This is a genomic window from Flagellimonas eckloniae (assembly GCF_001413955.1).
GTDB lineage: Bacteria > Bacteroidota > Bacteroidia > Flavobacteriales > Flavobacteriaceae > Flagellimonas > Flagellimonas eckloniae.
The window spans coordinates 2,334,827-2,354,327 of sequence record NZ_LCTZ01000002.1 but is presented as its reverse complement, the minus strand read 5'-3'; the positions used below and the strand labels follow the sequence as shown (position 1 = coordinate 2,354,327).

Genomic DNA, 19,501 nt, shown 5'->3' with positions numbered 1-19,501 from the left:
ATTTCACATGGGAAACTTTATATCAAGCTTGTTTCAAGCTGTTAACTGGAAACTGATTCTACCTACAATAGCGTTGAGCATTACCATTCCAATGGATATGGTATTAAGGTTCTTCCTCCCTATTATTTCAGGTATTGTTTGGGTCTTTTTAAAGCCGATTGTCGAGAAATGGAGAAAGGATATTAAAAAAGAAAAAACCAAGGACAATGGCCACACCGACTATTGATGAAATAAAGCAAGAAATCCTTGCCAAAAAGGCGGAGTTTTCCAGTTTGGACGAACTTGATAGCACCAGTAAGGTTGCTCTTTATAATCTATGGGCATACGTAGTAGCAGCTTCTATATGGGTATTGTATCAATTCCATGATACCTATACACAAGAGACCGACCAGAAAATAGCAGAGCAGAAACTGTTTACTTTGGATTGGTTTAGAGAGGCTACGTTATCATTTCGATATGGCCACCCTCTTGTTGCTTCAGGCGCCCAATTAGTTTACTCGGACGATGGATATACCGATGAGGAAATAGAAGACGCACAAATCATTAAAAGGGCTTCTGTTGAAAACAAGGAACTTGATGGGCGAAGGTTTGTTTTTATAAAGGCGGCTTCAGAGGATTCAGACGGAAACCTTCAAAAATTGACCGACGACCAAAAAAATAGTTTGATTGATTACTGGAACCGACTTTCACCCGCTGGAACTAAGTTTCAAGTATTTAGTGATGACCCGGATAAATTACGTCTGACCATGGATTTTTACTATGACCCACTTGTCCTTACGGAGACAGGAGGCAGGATAGACGGAGCCAATAACCAGCCTGTGCAAGATGCATTGCGTGCATACCTAAAAAACCTACCTTTCAATGGCGAGTTCAGCATTGCTGAATTGGTTGATGCGCTTCAAGAGGTTGAAGGTTGCAGTGAAAGGGAAGTTTCGGTAAAACAAGCTGAACATAGTTTTACCAATCCGGTGAACTATGTTGCGATTGAGGATTTTGCAATAGCCAACAGCGGTTACATGGAAATATCTGATAGTGACTTAACCATAAACTTTATACCCAAAACAGTGCAGGCTTAATGTACGATAGTATATTCAATATCGATTTTAACCGCTTTGTTGGTTCTTTGGTCCCAATTAAGAGAAGAACGACCAAGATGTTGCATTGGTTGGTATGCTTGGTTCATCCTATAGCTGAGCTTCATATCCAGTTTTTACAATATAGGGACAGAACCAACTATAAGTTAGAACATACCGCTCAAGTGTTTTCTATAGAAAAGGTCTTGAACGATACATTTGATACAGTACAACGAAGAATTGTAATTGAAGATGGTGTTTACACCTTGCCAGTGTGGTTTTATGATAGAAACGATGATAAACCTGTTCGTTTTGATGACCGGGCCAACAATCAACCTGTCAGATTTTATGATAGGGCCAGCCTTGCACAGTTTGACGAAGATTTCAAGGTTGTTCTTCCCAATGGATTGAATTTAAGTAATCCTGAAATGATTCGATTGAAAGCTTTGGTGGATTTTTACAAATTACCTGATAAAACATATACAGTGAGTTATGGATAAATTTATAGCACAAGGGGATGGTTTCCCGGGGGATAATGAATTTTTGATGTTAATACAGTCCATGATAGGAACCGTTGCTCAATTGGCATCCGTTGGGGGCGAAAATTATATCCTAAAGGGATGTGTCGATACCGCAGGTGTGGTTTCAGATGGTTGGATGGTACTTAATGGAGAAATAGTTCGTTTTATCGGTGGCCCAGTCGGTGCAGAGGTGACCATTATAGAAACTATTGAACAGGCCACCTATTTAGAAGATGTAAGCCCGGTTGATGGCCAAGGCGATTCTAAAGACACGTATTTTACCAGAACAGCCCAATTTGGAAATACTGGTGAAGCCACAATGGATTGGGCAGATTTAAAAAGGCTGGAAACCATTTTGGAGCTTCAATCCGCAAAAATGCCTATAGGCGGAATAATAATGTGGGCTGGTGCTATAGCCGATATTCCTGATGGATGGGCTTTGTGTGATGGCAGTAATGGAACCCCCGACCTATCCGGCAGGTTTATTGTTGGCTATGATAGCGGTGATGACGACTATGATATTGGGGATACCGGAGGTGAAAAAGAGCATACATTGACTGAAAGCGAAATGCCTGCGCACAACCATGACGGAAGCACCAATTCCGCTGGTTCCCATTCCCATAATGCCACTGTATACAGAACCAACGGAAGTAATACCACTCAAAGCGGAATTGGTGGCGCCACTGACTTGGATACACCACGAACAGGAACTACTAACAGCGCCGGAGCGCATACACATTCAATAACCACAAACAATAAAGGTGGTGGTCAGCCCCATGAAAACAGGCCGCCTTTCTTTACTTTGGCTATGATACAGTTTAAGGGCGTTTAAACTGTGTTTAAATAGCGTTTAACAAAATAGACTATACTGTTTGGAAGTATTGTAAAAACCCTCACCATCAAGGTTTTTGCGTACAATTTGTTTTACTTTTATGTATAATTTGATTTCCCGATTATAGTAAAATGGTTTTATTCATTGTTTAGCTGAGAGAACAGCTAATATATGGAAATAATCCAAAAAATAGGAAATAATCCTTATAATTATTTGATTGACCTTGTGGATTCGCGTTCAATCAAACTGGTTTTTACAATCTTGGTGGTATAGGGAATAAAATCACCCTTATTTTCGATACGATCAATTAAAATGTTGGCGGTCAATTCTCCAATGTATTTTCCATGTTGACTTACCATGGTCAACGAGGGAGAAACATATTTTGAAAGTCGACCATTTGTAAAGCCAATAATGGAAATTTCCTCTGGAACCTTGATGTTTTTGGATTTAAGGATGTAAAGTACATCCGCAGCCATCATTTCATCCAGAGCTATTATGGCATCTATTTTTTTATAATCCAATAGAAAAGTAATCAGGAGTTCCAGGTCATCATCCTTTTTAACTTTCAGTAAAAGTTTGCTATCAAAGGGTATATTCCTTTCCTTAAGGGCATTTTGATAACCGGAAACCCTTAGTTTTCCAACACTTGAATTGTAGATTTCGGAAACTAGGGCAATATTTTTGCAACCAGCATTCAACAGGTGTTTTGTTGTGTTATAGCCAGCTTGCAAATCATCGACAATAACTTTATCACACTCAATTTTATCGGAGACACGGTCAAATAACACCAACGGTATTTGGGCATCAATGAAATTGGAAATGTGTTCAATATTTGCTTTGGCCTGGGTTTCATGTGATAGGGACAATATCAGCCCATCTACAATACCAGCACTTAAAAGTCCAACTGTATGAACCTCTTTTGGATAGGATTCATCCGAAGTACAACTAATGATATTGTAACCCCTGGCATTTGCGGTTTTTTCTATTCCAAAGAATACCTGTGTAAAAAAATAATTTAAAATGGTAGGAACAATTACCCCAATGGTCTTAGTACTTTTTTTAAGCAGACTAAGTGCAACTCTATTGGGCCTGTAATGATGTTCCTTGGCGTACTTTTGAATTTTATCCCTTACTTCCTTACTTATTTCAGCATTGTCGTTGACAGCTTTTGAAACGGTAGAAATGGATACTCCAAAATGCTTTGCAATGTCATTTAAAGTCAGTTTTTTCATTTATTTGGCTTCCACATACGTCGTTAAAAAGGCAATTTGCTTTACCCTGTAAAGTAAGCAAGTACGGCAATGACAACGATTATTAAAAATACAGAAAGTACAATGTCGATAACTGAAATACTTTCTTTGTTCAATTGTTTATCCTCAACGGTCAATGTTCCAAAGGAAAGCCCTTTTATGGCTGAATAATTGGGTGGAGCAGTGGCTAAAGTAACCGAAATACATACAATTATGGAAAATATGAACATAAAAATGGCCATATGCGCAAAGTTGATCGTGGCAAATGATAAGAGCACACCTGACAAATAGGGTTGATAAATTTCAGCAAGGATACGGAATGCCGCTACCAGTAAACCTGAAAACAAAGTAACTATTGCTGCTTTGGAATTAACTCTTTTCCAAATAATGCCCAGCAAAAATACCGCTGTTATTGGTGGTGCAATATAGGATTGTACACTCTGCAGATATTGATAAAGTACACCGCCTCCAATTTTCTCCATAATGGGAATCCAGATGATGCCGAGAACAACAACAATAGATGTTGCTAGTTTTCCAACACGAAGCAATTTCTTTTCTTCGGTGAGTGGCTTAAGTTTTTTATAGATATCAATGGTAAAAATGGTAGAGCACGAATTGAATACGGAAGCCAACGAACTCATCAAAGCTGCCATCAATCCTCCTGCTACCAGACCTTTTAGGCCAACCGGGAGCAAAGTTTTTACCAGTACAGGAAAAACCTCATCGCTTTTTTCATAGGTAAGTACACCTTGTTTTGCCAAAGCAAATGCAATGATGCCTGGAATCAAAAAGATAAAAATGGGAAGTAATTTTAAGTACGCCCCAAAGATGGCACCGCGGCGCCCTATCTTAATATTATTTGCCGCCAAAGTACGTTGCACAATATATTGGTCTGTGCACCAATACCATATCCCAACAATGGTACCACCAATCAACATTCCTGTCCATGGAAAATCAGGATCCGAGATGGGGCGCCACATATTAAAATGTTCACTTCCGGCAACAAGTTTAAGTTCTTCCCATCCACCAACTTTTTCCAACCCTAAATAGGTGATGATCAATGAACCGGCTATCAAAATAACCGTTTGAAGTGTTTCCGTATAAATAACGGCCTTCATTCCTCCGATTACGGTATAGGCCCCGGTAAAAACAACAATACCAATGGCACCATACCAAAAAGGTATTCCCAACAATTCTGAAACAACAATTCCACCGGCATAAATGGTTACCGATACTTTGGTAATGACATATCCCACCAGTGAAAAAACGGAGAGAAACCATCTTGAACGGCTATCAAAACGTTTCTCCAAAAATTCGGGCATCGTAAACGCATTGCTTCTGAAATAAAATGGGAGAAAGAGCCATCCCAATAGTAAAACTATCCATGCATGCAGTTCGTAATGTGCCATGGGCATGCCAGATTCTGCACCTGTTCCGGCAAGTCCTACTACGTGTTCAGAACCAATATTAGAGGCAAAGATTGATGCTCCAATAACAAACCAGCCTACATTTCTTCCCGCTAAAAAGTAATCTTCGGTGTTTTTGTTTTTTTGAAGTACGACCCAGACAGCAACTGCAATAAGTGCAGCCAAATAGCCTCCAAGTACCCACCAATCCGCTGTTTCTAAAATTGATTCCATGGTAAGATTTTAAATATATTGGTTGATGATGTTCTCAAACAACTCTTGTTTACCACTGATTTGCTCAGGTTCGTTTTTCGAATGTGCATAATCAGATAAATCTGTAAGCGAGAGATTGCCTTTCACAAAATCGGCACCTTTTCCAGAATCAAAAGAAGCATAACGTTTCCCCAATAAATCCTCATATGGGGATTTTTGAATCACTGCATCAGCAACCAAAAGCGCTCTTGCAAAAGTGTCGGCTCCACCAATATGTGCCAAGAAAATATCTTCCAGATCAGTGGAATTACGTCTTGTTTTGGCATCAAAGTTTATTCCTCCGCCTTGAAGTCCACCTGATTTTAACAACACCAACATGGCTTCGGCAGTCTCCAGAACATTGTTTGGAAATTGATCGGTATCCCAACCATTCTGATAATCTCCGCGGTTAGCATCAACACTGCCCAACATTCCTGCATTGGCAGCAACCTGTAACTCATGTTGAAAAGTATGTTGCGCAAGGGTAGCATGATTCACCTCAATATTTAATTTAAAGTCATTTTCAAGACCATATTCCCGAATGGAATTAATTGAAGTGGCGGCATCAAAATCGTACTGATGTTTGGATGGTTCCATGGGTTTAGGTTCAATAAAGAACGTTCCATTGAACCCCTGGCTTCGAGCATAATCTTTGGCCATATTTAAAAATCGGCCAATGTTGTCCTGTTCCAATTTCATATTAGTGTTCAAGAGCGACATATAACCCTCACGACCGCCCCAGAACACATAATTTTCACCTCCAAGGGCAATGGTGGCATCCAGGGCAATTTTAACTTGTGCCCCTGCGTGGGCAACAACATCAAAATTTGGATTAGATGCTGCGCCATTCATATATCTTGGATTTGAAAAACAATTTGCCGTTCCCCAAAGTAATTTTACCCCTGAAGCTTCTTGTTTTTGTTTGAGGTATTCAACCGTTTTTTGTACTCTTTTTTCGGACTCGGCAAGAGTTGCTGCTTCATCAACCAAATCAAAATCGTGAAAGCAATAATAATCAAAGCCCATTTTTGTGATGAATTCAAAAGCGGCATCCGCTTTATCTTTGGCAGCTTTAATGGGGTCATTGGCCGTTATCCAAGGAAAATTTTTGGTTCCTGGGCCAAAGGGATCCCCGCCGGTACCACACAGTGTGTGCCAATAGGCCATGGCAAATTTGAAGTGTTCGTTCATGGTTTTACCAGCTACAACTTGATCTGAATTGTAAAATTTAAATGCCATTGGGTTATCGGATTCCTTGCCTTCGTATTTTATTTCCCCGATACCTTTAAAATATTCTTTATCGCCTATAAGTGCCATTTTTAAAATGTTATTTGTTTAGTATTAAATTCAGTTCTTTTTTCCAGTTTTGATATGCAGTTTGGTAGTGTTCAGTGTCCTTGAAAGGAACATATGTCAGCACATGGTCGTTTTTCATGAACTCAGAAAAGGTATCATAGTCATTTTTTGAAAGTGTACATGCTCTTGCGGCTCCAATGGCGCCCGTTGTATTATAAATCTCAATTTCTTGTTCAATCAACGTGGCAATGGTGTTTGAAAATATTTCAGAACGAAATAGATTATCATTGCCAGCCCGCATTACCTTGGCATCAATTCCATCAGATTTCATGATTTCTATTCCATATACAAATGAAAATGCAATACCTTCCAACGTAGCTCTACAGAGGTGTGTTTTTGAGTGGCGGTTGAGGTCCAGGTTTACTATACGTGTGCCTATGGTTTGATTTTCGAGCATTCGCTCTGCTCCATTCCCAAAGGGAATTACACAAATTCCGTCAGAACCAACTTCAACCTCTGCGGCCAATTCGTTCATTTCCGCATAAGAAGAAACATCTAAATTGTTCAATAACCAGCGGTACTGAATGCCAGCACCATTGATACAGAGTAATTTGCCAATATTTTTCTCAGCTCCTTTTTTGTAATTGACATGGGCAAAATTGTTGACCCTTGAACTTTCCTTTACAGAAAGGTTGTCTGTAATAGCATAAACCACTCCAGATGTGCCCCCTGTAGCCGCAACCTCACCAGGGTGAAACACATTTAAAGAAAGTGCGTTATTGGGTTGGTCACCGGCGCGGTATAAAATAGGCGTACCTTCCAACAGACCACTTTCTTTGGCCCCTTTGGCGGAAATTTTTCCCTGAGGTCCAAAAGTGTCCACAATTTCAGGAACAAATGCAGATGGAATTTCATAATAATCCAAAATACTCTTTGAAACCTCATCTAATTTAAAATCCCAAAATACACCTTCCGATAAACCGGAAATTGTGGTATTGATGGTATTGGAAAACCGATAAGCAATATAATCACCAGGTAGCATGAATTTGTAAACTCGGTTATAGGTGTCAGGTTCATTTTCCCTAACCCATCGTAATTTTGATGCAGTGAAATTTGCAGGAGAGTTCAATAAATGGGAATCACAGGTATCTTCCCCAACTTCTTGATACGCTTTATTGCCAATATTGACGGCTCTACTATCACACCAAATAATAGAATCTCTTAGCGGCTCACCTTTTTCATCAACAATGACTAGACCATGCATCTGATAGGCAATTCCAATTCCTTCAATACTATTTTCTGAAATATTGTGAGCTTTCTTGATTTTGGTAATTCCATCACAAATATGGCCCCACCAATCTTTAGGGTTTTGTTCTGCCCATCCTTTTTTAGGTGAATGTATGGACATTTCCTCTTCAGGTGACTGAATAACTCCAATATTTTTGCCAGTGGAAGTATCTACAATGGCTATTTTAACTGATGAACTTCCTAAGTCAATTCCCAGATAATACATACTTTGTTTAGTTAGAGCGCAATCAAAAGTAAAAAATGTTATCGCTCAAAAAGACTTTGAAATATCAATTTGAAAATTTTGAAGCTATAAAATTATGTAATCGATGTTTTTTAAACTATTAACAATCAAATAATTAAATACGTTACATAAAATACGAAACTTTTCGAAAAGGTTTTCGTAAGATGATGTTTTTTAGTAGTTCGATTGCTTTGATTCAGGAATAGCATCGTTAATCATAATTCATTTTATATCTTTGCGGTGTTGTGTTGGATTCCAATCTGCAACTAGATTGGAATCAGGTTGAAGCATTAAAAATGATGCTCACCAATGAAAGGCTTTCCATATGGAAGGCTTTTTTTGTTGGAATCAGTTCTAGTAGATAGTATGTATAATGTGGTGAAGTAATGATGCGGCCAGTTTTGCCGTCTGTCCATCGATATCAAATTTTGGGTTCATCTCGGCAATATCCAAACTGATTAATTTCCCAGAGCCAATAGTGGTTTTGAGGCATTCTAGAACAATTTCAGGGGTAAACCCCATTGGAGAAGGAGCACTTACCCCAGGTGCGTAAGCAGATGAAAATCCATCCAAATCTATGGTTACATAAACCTTATCCACAGTTTTAATAAAGGCATTGATCCATGTATTGATTTCATCCAGAAATTGCATCTGAAAAGTATCGGATAACACGTATTTAACATCTAATTCTTTGGCTGCCTCAAAAAGTGTCCGGTCATTGGCATCTTTCCGAATACCAAGGCATAAATAGTTAAAGGTATTATCTTCTTTTTTAGATTCCATTGCTATTTGATAGAAAGGGGTTCCGGAATTATTGCCATTCGTGTTCTGACGAAGATCAAAATGGGCATCAAAATTTATAATACCAATAGTCTGTTTATTCTTTTTCGAATCTAGATAAGTTTTAATTCCGTTGTAGTGACCATAGGTCATATCGTGACCACCACCCAAAACAATGGGGAACTGTTTTTTTTCTAGAAGGATGGTAACAGCTTTGGAAAGCTCCTTTTGTGCAGCCTCCATATCTCCATTTTTGCAAACTATAGCACCTGTATCGTGTAGCAATACGGTATTGGCAAGATGGTTAGGGAATTTTGCAAGACTATTTTTAATGGTTTTAGGACCTTTTACTGCTCCAATCCTACCTTGATTCCGTTTTACCCCTTCATCACAGGCATATCCCAATAGAGCAATTGATTTTTTCGGAGGTTCAGAAATTTCACTTAAAGGGATACATCGTACTTTTTCATGGAGGTACAGGTACTTATTGCTGACTCTTCCATGCCAAATAGTTGTATCTGGATTTGTGTAGTGTTTCATGTCGCATCAAAAAGATGATCCAATATATCTGTTTCAACTAGATTGGGTAAAGTTACCTTTAAATTGGGAGTTCGTTCCATTTCACGTTTTATGGCAAATAAAGCCTCTTTATTTCGCGCCCAACTTCTTCTGGAAATACCATTGTTTACATCATAGAGCAGCATGCTTTTCAATTTTCGGGACGCTTCTTCAGAGCCATCCAAGACCATTCCAAAGCCCCCATTGATGACCTCTCCCCAGCCTACACCGCCGCCATTGTGTATAGAAACCCAAGTAGCACCTCTAAAACTATCACCTATCACATTATGGATGGCCATATCTGCGGTAAACTTGCTGCCATCATAAATATTGCTGGTCTCCCTAAAGGGAGAATCGGTACCGCTGACATCATGATGGTCTCTGCCCAGTACTACCGGAGCAGTAATCTCTCCTTGGGCTATGGCATTGTTAAAAGCTTCTGCAATTTTTGCACGTCCTTCAGCATCTGCATACAGAATCCTTGCTTGGGAACCTACTACCAATTTATTCTGTTCTGCCTCACTAATCCATGTAATATTATCTTGCATTTGCTGCTGAATTTCTTCAGGAGCATTGGCTTTGATTTTTTTCATGACTTCTAAAGCAATAGCATCTGTCCATTGCAAATCCTTGGGATTTCCAGAAGTACATACCCATCTGAATGGCCCAAAACCATAATCAAAACACATGGGTCCCAAAATATCTTGAACATAGGATGGGTATCTGAAGTCAATATTGTTTTTAGCCATTACATCTCCCCCGGCACGGGAAACTTCCAATAAAAAAGCATTTCCATAATCAAAAAAGTAAGAGCCTTTTGCTGTGTGCTTGTTGATGGCATCTATTTGTCTTCGTAAAGATTCCTGCACTTGATTTTTAAATTCGGATGGATTTTCGGCCATCATTTCATTGGCCTTTTCAAAGGGTAGGCCAACCGGATAATACCCTCCAGCCCATGGATTGTGCAAGGAAGTTTGGTCTGATCCCAAGTGAACAAAAATATCCTCTTCGTAAAATTGTTCCCAAACTTCAACAATATTACCTATATATGCTAAAGACACAACTTCTTGTTTTGCAATGGCTTCCTTGGTTCTTTTAACTAGTCCAGATATATCGGTCAACAACTCATCCACCCAACCTTGTTGGTGTCTTTTTTTTGCAGCTTCGGGATTAACTTCTGCACAAACAGTAATACAGCCTGCAATGTTGCCAGCTTTTGGCTGTGCGCCACTCATGCCACCTAAGCCAGCGGTTAAAAACACCTTTCCATTAGGGTATTCGTCTTTTTTCAACACTTTTCTAAAAGCGTTCATTACGGTTATAGCTGTGCCGTGAACAATGCCTTGCGGCCCAATGTACATATAAGAACCTGCTGTCATTTGTCCATATTGAGTAACCCCAAGCGCATTGAATTTTTCCCAATCGTCAGGTTTGGAGTAATTGGGAATCATCATGCCATTGGTAACGATGACTCTTGGAGCTTCTTTGGAAGACGGGAAGAGTCCCATAGGATGCCCGGAATACATATGAAGCGTCTGTTGCTCGGTCATTTCGGCCAAATACTTCATGGTCAATAGATACTGTGCCCAGTTTTGAAATACGGCTCCGTTGCCACCATAGGTAATAAGTTCTTCAGGATGTTGGGCTACGACAGGGTCAAGATTGTTTTGAATCATCAGCATAATTGCAGCGGCCTGTTTTGTTTTTGCTGGATATTCAGAAATAGGCCTAGCGTATAGTTCATAGTTTGGTTTAAATCGATGCATATAGATTCTTCCATAACTATTAAGTTCACTGACAAACTCTTTAGCCAGTTCTTTATGCCAATCCTTTGGAAAGTAGCGCAACGCGTTTTGAACGGCCAGTTTTTTCTCTTCTTTTGATAAAATATCCTTTCGTTTGGGAGCTGGATTGCCGTTTTTGGGATAGGGCCTTGGCGTTGGAAGCTGTTCAGGTATTCCCTGAAGGACTTGCGATTTGAATTCTTGAAGTTCCATATTAATTTCTTTCAAAAACTTGTTTCCCATTTTTCCAGACCATACTGGGTTTTAGCTGTCCTTGATGATAGGTTATTTCTTGATAGTTATCGGTTGGAAAAGCAACAAGATCAGCAAGCTTGCCTACTTCCAACGTACCTCGGTCTGCCAAATTCAAAGCAGCACTTGCCCTAAAAGTGATTCCGGCCAAAACTTCGGCATTTGAGAGTTTTTCAAAGGTTCCGAGAATACTTGCTTGAGTAAGCAAATGTCCCATAGGTGCCGAACCAGGATTGTGGTCACTGGCAATGGCCAATGCCCCACCGGCATCTAAAATTTTACGGGCAGGAGCAAAGTCGCAACCTATGCCTAAAGAAGCTCCAGGTAATGCAGTGGAAATAACATTGCTATTGGCTAATAATTGAATTTCATTCTCGGTGCTGGCTTCCAAGTGATCTGCGCTTATGGCACCAAAATGTATGGCCACTTCACTTCCGCTAGTCGTAAATTGGTCGGCATGCACGGTGATATCAAATCCCATTGCCTTTGCTTTCTTAAAATAAGGAGCTATCTCCAATGCTGAAAATGCACTTTCCTCAATAAAGGCGTCAATACGATTGCTAAGTCCTTCAGATTTTAAAATGGGGAACAGCTGTGAGGCGATTTCTTCTAGATAATTTTTGTGGCTGACCCAATCTTTTGGTTTCATATGGGCGGCCAAGCATGTTGCCACTAAATCTGCTTGTGTTTTTTTGCCTGCTTGTTTGATGGCCCTTAGCATTTTGAGTTCCTCATCAATAGAAAGGCCATAACCACTTTTTACCTCTATAGTAGTGGTGCCATTTTCTATATGAGTTTTACTTCTTGAGATAATGCCTTCAACTAAATCTTCTTGAGAAGCTTGGCGAGTTTGTGTCACGGTATCCCAGATACCGCCTCCTGCCTTGGCGATTTCCAAATAGGTTTTACCAGAATTCCTGTAAGCGTAATCCTTGGCCCGCGAGCCACCAAAACAGATATGGGTATGGGAATCCACAAACCCAGGAAGACAAACATGCTGTCCTTCAATATGGTGTATATCGACTGCATCGGACTTTAAATCTTCAAAAACACCAACTTCCACGACTTTTCCTTCGGAAACAAGGATGCCTCCTTGCTCAATGATTACCAATTGCTCATCCGATAGAGCTCCTTTAAGCGGTAAACCTGACATTGGGAGCAGTTGCGTAAATGGACCTATTAATAGTGATTTGCTCATAGTAGTACTAATATGTTTCAAATTCTTCAAGATGTGGAGTGTTCCACTTAAGGTTTTTTGCAGCCATTGTTTGTTCAACCAACGCAATTATTTCACCTTTTTGAATAGTTTCGATTCCTTTTTCAATATCATCGGCAAAAACGCGGTCACTATCTGCGAAGGAAACTTTGGTTCTTATGAATTTATGAATTTCATCCAATACAATACCTGATTTTAAAGGTTTTCTAAATTCGAAGGCTTGAGCTGCGGTTAACAGTTCTATGGCCAATATCTTTTCTACATTTTCTATAATCTGAAGTGCTTTTCTGCCACTTATGGATCCCATGCTCACATGATCTTCTTGCCCTAAAGAGGTTGGAATACTATCCGCACTTGCTGGAAAACACAGACTTTTATTTTCACTGGCCAATGCTGCTGTGGTATACTGTAAAATCATGTATCCAGAGTTGATTCCGGTATCCTCCATCAACAATTTTGGTACTCCTGGACTATTCCCTTCAAGTGCCAAATAAATTCTTCGGTCCGAAATGTTCCCTAGTTCTGAAGCTGCCAGCGCGGCGTAGTCCAAAGCCATGGCCAAGGGCTGTCCGTGAAAATTGCCACCGCTAATGGTGAGTTCATCATTAATGATTACCGGATTGTCCGTAACGGAATTTAGTTCCACTTCCAACAGTTCTTTTAAGTGCAACCATGTATTTCTGGATGCGCCATGTACTTGGGGCATACAACGAAGCGAGTAGGGATCTTGGACTCTTTCACAATCGATATGGTCTTCTAAAATTTCTGAACCTTGCAGTAGTGTTCGTATTCTTCCAGCTACATGCTGATTTCCTTTAAAAGGTCGAAGTGCATGCAATTCCTCATGGAAAGGTCTCATGGAACCTTGAAGTCCTTCCAACATCATAGCCCCAATAATATCGGCATGTCTAAGAGAATATTGCAATTTTTGCAACACCAATACACCATGCGCAGCAATGAATTGTGTGCCATTTATTAACGCCAAGCCCTCCTTTGGGCCAAGTTCCAAAGGTTGAAGTCCAGTTTTCTTGAATAATTGCTTGGTGGAGATGTTTTCACCTTTGTAGTTCACTTTGCCCAATCCTATGAGCGGAAGAAATAAATGGGAGAGCGGAGCCAAATCGCCAGAAGCCCCAACCGAACCTTGTGACGGAACTACAGGAATGGCATCATGCTCCAAATGCAAGAGCATTCTTTTAATTGTTGAAACAGCAATACCCGAATATCCTTTTGCTAGGGCGTGGATTTTTAAGATGAGCATTAGTTTGGCAAGTACTTTGGATATGGGCTTGCCAACTCCAACACTATGACTCTGCAAAATATTGGACTGAAGAATTTTAGTGTCCTCCTTGGAAATCTTGGTATTGCACAAAGGTCCAAAGCCCGTATTGATTCCGTAAACAGTGTCACCTTTGGCAACAATATTTTGAACCCGAAGATTACTCTCTTCTATTTTCTTGAGATAATCTGTGGATAGTATTCCTTTGACCGAACCTTTGGTAATACCCAAGGCAATGCTCGCTGTTAGATGATGTTCACCAAAATGAAATGTTTTGGGCAGTTGCATAAGCTTTACTTGAGATTTATAAAGGTATTGTCTATTATTAATAATCACCAATACTTATTTTTGTAGTATTTAATAACTATGAATTATCAAATAGAATTAAGACATTTTATTTACTTTTTGGCCGTGGCGGAAGAATTGCATTATCGTAAAGCAGCGGAAAAGCTTTATATATCCCAACCAGGATTGAGTACGCAAATCAAGCAAATGGAAGGAATCCTCCAGACGCAGCTATTCATTAGAGATAAGAAAAAAGTTAGGCTAACACCGGCAGGGGAATTTTTAAAAGGAGAAGTAGAGTTTATACTGAACCATTTGGAACAGACCAAAAAACAATTAAAACTTATTGGCGAAGGACATTTGGGTGAAGTCCGTATAGGATTTTTGGGTTCTGCAATGCAAAATGTCATTCCAAATTTACTGTTGGACTTAAAAGAAAAATTCCCGCTTATCCATACCAGCCTTGAAGAGCTCTCGAACAGGGCACAGATGCGTGCAATTCTTAGCGACAAATTGGATCTGGGGTTTGTACGATTGTCAAGAGTGCCAAAGGGGTTAAAACTGAAACCAGTTTTTGAAGATACTTTTTCGTTGGTTCTGCCTGAAGACCATTTAATTACCATCAATAATTTTAAAAGAATGAGTCAGGTGTCCGAAGATGACTTTATTCTTTTTTCGCAAGACTATAGTCCACAATATTATGATACAGTTTTGAGCATCTGCGAAGATGCCGGTTTTACACCCAATGTTTCCCATAAATCGGTACATGCGCAAACCGTTTTTAAATTGGTGGAAAATAAGTTGGGAATAGCCATAGTTCCTACGGCCTTGCAATATGGGTTTCAAATGAAAGTAAAATTCATCGAACTTAAAAAGATTAAACAACGGGCTATTTTATCCATGGTTTGGAAAGAGGATAATCGAAACCCGGCACTGAGAAATTGTATGGAATTACTTCTAAAGTTGTAGCAAGAAAACGTTTCAAGACTTAACTTTGAGAGAAGTATAAAAGTTGGAATATGATATTTGATATAATTAAGAAGAGACGAAGTGTTTTTCCTGTCCAATACAATGACAAGCCTATTTCAAAAGAAACAATTGAAAAGCTATTGGAAGCTGCCAACTATGCACCTACACATAGAAAGACAGAACCTTGGCGATTTAAGGTTCTAATGGGTGATAGCAGAGTGGCGCTAGGAGAATTTCTATCCAATAAATATCAAGAAATAGACCCTAAGCCAAAGCAAATAAAAATTAAGAAGCTACAAGACAATCCAATTAGGGCAGGAGCTATAATTGTAATCTGTATGCAACGTGACCCTAATGAAAGCTTGCCTGAATGGGAAGAACTGGCCGCTACTGCAATGGCAGTGCAAAACATTTGGCTTTGTTGTACAGAAATGGGAATTGGATGCTATTGGAGTTCTCCTGGTTTGATAAAATACATGGATGAGTTTTTCAATCTTAAGGAAGGAGAGAAATGTTTGGGATTTCTATATATGGGTTATACTGATGAAGAGATTTTAGAGGTGCCACGTGGACCTATTATGGAAAAAGTGGAGTGGTTTGATTAGCTGAAGGTGAACAGCTCTGAACCATATTCAATGGCTTTCCAAATAAAGATTCCGAAATAGATAACCCCTATCAAGAATTTCATAAACGTTCCTGTTAAAAAGCCCAAAAAGGATCCAAATGCAGCTTTCAACGCAGTTTTTTGATCTGCTTTGTTAATAAGCTCACCAACTAAAGCACCTACAAAAGGCCAAACTATAATCCCAAAAGGCCCAAGAATCGGGAAAAATATTGCTACCAGCAGACCCACAACAGTTCCCAACATACCGGCTTTACTACCACCAAATTTTTTGGTGCCCATCGCTGGAATCACATAATCCATTACTGTAATCAGCAAGGCAAAAAAAAGTGTTATGCCCAACATCCACCAATCTTCAGGTACGGCTTTGGTCAAATACAATAGTAACAGTCCTACCCAACTCACTGGGGGACCTGGTAATACGGGTAAAAAACTCCCTAAAATGCCGATTAGCATTAAAATAAATCCCAAAATAAGTAAGGCAATGTCCATTTTTTGGTTTTGACTATAAGACAAATTTAGTGATGAAATGTTACATGTGAAGGCGGAAAAGAGAATTGGTTTGTTTTTAAACTAAAAAATTAGTTTAAACTAAATATTTAGTTATATTTGTTTTGTAATTGAACTAAAAAATTAGTTGAACATGAAACAGTTGACCAAGGCAGAGGAGGAAGTAATGCAAATTCTCTGGAGATTAAAGAAAACCAATGTTGCTGCAATAATCAAAGAGCTGCCAGAACCAAAACCAGCTTATAACACAGTTTCTACAATAGTAAGAATCTTGGAAAGCAAAGGTTTTGTAGACCATGAACAGGAAGGCAAAGGATATCTCTATTTCCCTTTGATGAAGCAATCGGACTATAGCAACCAGTCCATAAACAAATTGGTGGATGGTTATTTTCAAGGGTCGTTTAAAAGTATGGTGTCGTTTTTTATGAAAAAAAATGACATCAATCTTAGTGAATTGGAAAGTATTATGGAACAAATTAAAGATGAGGAAGAATGATACGCTATCTCATAGAATGTCTGGTATTTCAGTTGGTTTTCTTAATGATTTATGACTTCTTTTTAAAAAAAGAGACTTTCTTCAAATGGAACCGAGCATATCTTTTGGGCACTTTTGCTTTATCCTTGGTTTTACCTTGGATAAAGATTGAAGCTTTAAAAACTACCGTTTCATCAGAATTTATTGGCTACCCAACCTTTTTAATACAATTGGATGAAGTGATGGTGTCACCTACAAATAAAGTTGGTTTTTTTGAAAACCTTTCAACTGTATATTTATTATTTGTTTCAGGTGCTTTGTTGGCAGCATTTTGGTTTGGGCACAAACTTTTCTCACTATTTAGATTAAGACAACAAGGAACCGTACATGATTGCAATGATTTTACCAAAGTTGTTATAAGACAAAGTGAAATAGCTTTTTCTTTTTTCAGGACCGTTTTTTTAGGGGATAGAATATCTGAAGAGAAAGAGAGGAATATTGTGGAGCATGAGTTAGTGCATATTAAGCAGTGGCATTCTCTTGATCTGCTATTCTTTGAATTGATGCGAATTCTATTTTGGTTTAATCCGCTAGTGTATATCTATCAAAATCGGGTTTCAGAATTGCATGAATTTATTGCTGATTCTAAGGTTGGAAAAGAAAATAAAAAGGAACAATATCAATTGCTATTGTCAGAAGTGTTTCAAACTCAAAACATAAGCTTTGTAAATCAATTTTTTAAAAAATCATTAATCAAAAAACGAATAGTCATGTTACAAAAACAAAAATCAAAAGCCATTTGGCAATTAAAGTATACTGTAGTGTTACCATTAGTATTTGGTATTATAGTGTTTAACTCTTGTCAAGTTGAAGAGAGCAATGCTAAAAAGGCCGATTCACTAACTGAGAGAATCAGTCTGCTGGAAGAAGAAATTACAAGTTTAGATTCACTTACCCAAGAAGAAAAAGAGGCATTGGCGAAAATGATTTATAATGTGTATCCTAAAGAAACAAGGGGGATTTCTGGAAAATATGGAAATATTAATTACAGTGGTGTACCTTTTACCAGTGTAGATGAAGCTCCAATTTTTCCAGGTTGTGAAAATGCTGAGGATACTCAGGCTTGTTTTCAAGAAATGATGCAAAAACATATTAGAAAACATTTTAATTACCCTCAAGAAGCCCAAGAAAATGGTATTCAAGGACGGGTAAATATTATTTTTAAGATTTCTAGTGATGGGTCAATTACAGAACTTAGGCTGCGAGGTCCGGATGTGCTTTTGGAGGACGAAGCGAGACGTATTATTTCTAAATTGCCAAAAATGGTGCCAGGCAAACATAATGGAGAAGTAGTTGATGTGCCTTTTTCCATACCCATATCCTTTAAGTTAAGATAAGTTACGTTGAGAAAATATTGTTTTTATGCTCTGCTAATACTTTATACTATCCAAGGTTGGTCACAGAGCAGAAGTCAAATTAAGGCTGACAGTTTATATTTGATAGGCAATTATGCAGAGGCCATAAATGCATATTCCAAGGTAGGCAATGAAAAGTCAAGCATGCAAATTGCCAGGGCTTACAGTGCCATTGGGAACAAAGAGAAAGCAATTCTTCAATATTTGGATATTATCAAGAATAATGAAAGTCATGTTTTGGCGCGATTTGAGTTAGGAAAAATCTATGAGAAGACAGACTTGGATAAGGCTCAAGAGGTTTTTGAATCGTTGATTAATCCCAGAAGTGAAAACCCAGAGTTCTACTATTACTTGGGTAAAATTCTTCAATCAAAGTTGGATTACCAAAAAGGTAATAAGGCATTGAAGAAGGCTATTGATTTGGACAGTACGCATCTAAGAAGTATTTATCTTCTGGGCAAATATTATGTGAGTGTTGAAGAGCCGAGCAATGCACTGGAAACTATTGAGTTGGGGTTAAAGACGGCACCAAATGATGTAGCACTCCTTAACTTAAAAGCCTTGGCCCATTTTAATTCTGGATTTTACGATAAGTCAGCCCCATTGTTTCTAAGGCTTTTGGAACTGGGAGAAAAAAAACCATTTGTATATCGAAAATTGGGATATTCCCAGTTTAAGAACCATGATTTGGACAATGCAAAAGAAACCTATCAAACATTAGCAAAAATTAAGAATAATGAAGCTGACGCTTATTTTGGATTAGGGGAAGTCTATCTAGAAGAAAAAAAATTGGATAGTGCAGAGACCTATTTTAAGAAATCAATAGAAGAACGAAAGTATGTTTTTGACAATGAGTATAGGAATCTGGGACGTATAGCACGCTTAAAAAATCAACTTAAAAAGTCATTGGACTATTATACCAAAGCTTGGGAAGAAAACAAAGCGAATTTCATCAACTACTATCAAGTCTGTGTTTTGGCAGACGAGTACTATAAAGATCCCAAAACTAGATTAGAGTATTATGAGAGACTATTAACCGATTTTAAAAATGTCCCATTGTTTATATCCGAAAGGGTAAAAAAACGTATTTCCGAATTGAAAGAGGAGATTCACTATAAATCTGATTGAAGATTGATTAGGTGTTACTCTTCCATTTCTATTGTTGGGTTAAATTTATTTTGTCCAAAAAATCGTA

Annotated in this window: 18 protein-coding genes; 9 read left to right on the top strand and 9 right to left on the bottom strand. The window is 38.6% G+C overall.

Annotation, left to right across the window (positions count from 1 at the left end):
- Positions 1-7 precede the first annotated feature (7 nt).
- Genes AAY42_RS09965 through AAY42_RS09950 form a run of 4 tightly spaced genes read left to right on the top strand, consistent with a single transcriptional unit; the run spans position 8 to position 2,426 of the window.
- Positions 8-226: a hypothetical protein gene (locus AAY42_RS09965; protein ID WP_055394736.1), complete on the top strand. Its 219-nt coding sequence runs from the start codon at positions 8-10 to the stop codon at positions 224-226.
- Positions 207-1,076 (top strand): hypothetical protein, encoded by an 870-nt coding sequence (locus tag AAY42_RS09960; protein WP_055394734.1) that lies wholly within the window; start codon positions 207-209, stop codon positions 1,074-1,076. Before AAY42_RS09965 ends, AAY42_RS09960 begins: the two co-directional genes overlap by 20 nt.
- Positions 1,076-1,573: a hypothetical protein gene (locus tag AAY42_RS09955; RefSeq protein ID WP_055394732.1), complete on the top strand. Its 498-nt coding sequence runs from the start codon at positions 1,076-1,078 to the stop codon at positions 1,571-1,573. Before AAY42_RS09960 ends, AAY42_RS09955 begins: the two co-directional genes overlap by 1 nt.
- Positions 1,566-2,426, top strand: a complete 861-nt coding sequence (locus AAY42_RS09950) for a phage baseplate protein (RefSeq protein WP_055394730.1) — start codon at positions 1,566-1,568, stop codon at positions 2,424-2,426. Before AAY42_RS09955 ends, AAY42_RS09950 begins: the two co-directional genes overlap by 8 nt.
- A 209-nt stretch (positions 2,427-2,635) precedes the next feature.
- Here the strand turns inward: AAY42_RS09950 and AAY42_RS09945 are convergent, their stop codons facing one another.
- The 8 genes from AAY42_RS09945 to hutH all read right to left on the bottom strand — a co-directional run bounded on the left by AAY42_RS09945 (position 2,636) and on the right by hutH (position 14,318).
- A complete protein-coding gene (locus AAY42_RS09945; protein WP_055394727.1) occupies positions 2,636-3,658 on the bottom strand; it encodes a LacI family DNA-binding transcriptional regulator in 1,023 nt (340 codons plus the stop codon).
- A gap of 41 nt (positions 3,659-3,699) precedes the next feature.
- A complete protein-coding gene (locus AAY42_RS09940) occupies positions 3,700-5,316 on the bottom strand; it encodes a sodium:solute symporter (RefSeq protein WP_055394725.1) in 1,617 nt (538 codons plus the stop codon).
- Positions 5,317-5,325: 9 nt separating this feature from the next.
- A complete protein-coding gene (gene xylA, locus AAY42_RS09935; protein ID WP_055394723.1) occupies positions 5,326-6,651 on the bottom strand; it encodes a xylose isomerase in 1,326 nt (441 codons plus the stop codon).
- Positions 6,652-6,661: 10 nt separating this feature from the next.
- Positions 6,662-8,143 carry a xylulokinase gene (locus AAY42_RS09930; RefSeq protein ID WP_055394721.1) on the bottom strand — a complete coding sequence of 494 codons (1,482 nt, stop codon included), beginning with the start codon at positions 8,141-8,143 and terminating at the stop codon, positions 6,662-6,664.
- Between the two features lie 372 nt (positions 8,144-8,515).
- Positions 8,516-9,481, bottom strand: a complete 966-nt coding sequence (gene hutG, locus AAY42_RS09925; protein WP_055394719.1) for a formimidoylglutamase — start codon at positions 9,479-9,481, stop codon at positions 8,516-8,518.
- Positions 9,478-11,526, bottom strand: coding sequence for a urocanate hydratase (locus tag AAY42_RS09920; RefSeq protein ID WP_245625612.1), 2,049 nt, complete (start codon positions 11,524-11,526; stop codon positions 9,478-9,480). Before AAY42_RS09920 ends, hutG begins: the two co-directional genes overlap by 4 nt.
- Entirely contained in the window at positions 11,498-12,733 is a 1,236-nt protein-coding gene (gene hutI / locus AAY42_RS09915; protein WP_055394715.1) for an imidazolonepropionase, read from the bottom strand. Before hutI ends, AAY42_RS09920 begins: the two co-directional genes overlap by 29 nt.
- Before the next feature lie 7 nt (positions 12,734-12,740).
- Entirely contained in the window at positions 12,741-14,318 is a 1,578-nt protein-coding gene (gene hutH, locus AAY42_RS09910) for a histidine ammonia-lyase (RefSeq protein WP_055394713.1), read from the bottom strand.
- 78 nt (positions 14,319-14,396) lie between these two features.
- Here hutH and AAY42_RS09905 point away from each other — a divergent pair, with 78 nt between their 5' ends.
- Both AAY42_RS09905 and AAY42_RS09900 read left to right on the top strand, forming a co-directional pair.
- Positions 14,397-15,284, top strand: coding sequence for a LysR family transcriptional regulator (locus AAY42_RS09905; RefSeq protein WP_055394711.1), 888 nt, complete (start codon positions 14,397-14,399; stop codon positions 15,282-15,284).
- Positions 15,285-15,334: 50 nt separating this feature from the next.
- Positions 15,335-15,889: a nitroreductase family protein gene (locus AAY42_RS09900; RefSeq protein WP_055394709.1), complete on the top strand. Its 555-nt coding sequence runs from the start codon at positions 15,335-15,337 to the stop codon at positions 15,887-15,889.
- Here the strand turns inward: AAY42_RS09900 and AAY42_RS09895 are convergent.
- Entirely contained in the window at positions 15,886-16,398 is a 513-nt protein-coding gene (locus AAY42_RS09895) for a DUF456 domain-containing protein (protein ID WP_055394707.1), read from the bottom strand. The two genes, AAY42_RS09900 and AAY42_RS09895, sit on opposite strands and share 4 nt — an antisense overlap.
- Positions 16,399-16,549: 151 nt before the next feature.
- On the opposite strand from AAY42_RS09895, the gene AAY42_RS09890 reads away from it, so the two are divergent.
- From AAY42_RS09890 to AAY42_RS09880, 3 genes are read left to right on the top strand one after another with little or no spacing between them, the layout of a single operon-like run.
- Entirely contained in the window at positions 16,550-16,912 is a 363-nt protein-coding gene (locus AAY42_RS09890; protein ID WP_055394705.1) for a BlaI/MecI/CopY family transcriptional regulator, read from the top strand.
- The gene (locus tag AAY42_RS09885) at positions 16,909-18,288 is read left to right on the top strand and encodes a M56 family metallopeptidase (RefSeq protein WP_055394703.1); all 1,380 of its coding nucleotides are present in this window, start codon (positions 16,909-16,911) and stop codon (positions 18,286-18,288) included. The genes AAY42_RS09890 and AAY42_RS09885 overlap by 4 nt, the downstream gene beginning before the upstream one ends.
- Positions 18,289-18,294: 6 nt before the next feature.
- Positions 18,295-19,434, top strand: a complete 1,140-nt coding sequence (locus tag AAY42_RS09880) for a tetratricopeptide repeat protein (RefSeq protein WP_055394701.1) — start codon at positions 18,295-18,297, stop codon at positions 19,432-19,434.
- Positions 19,435-19,501 lie beyond the last annotated feature (67 nt).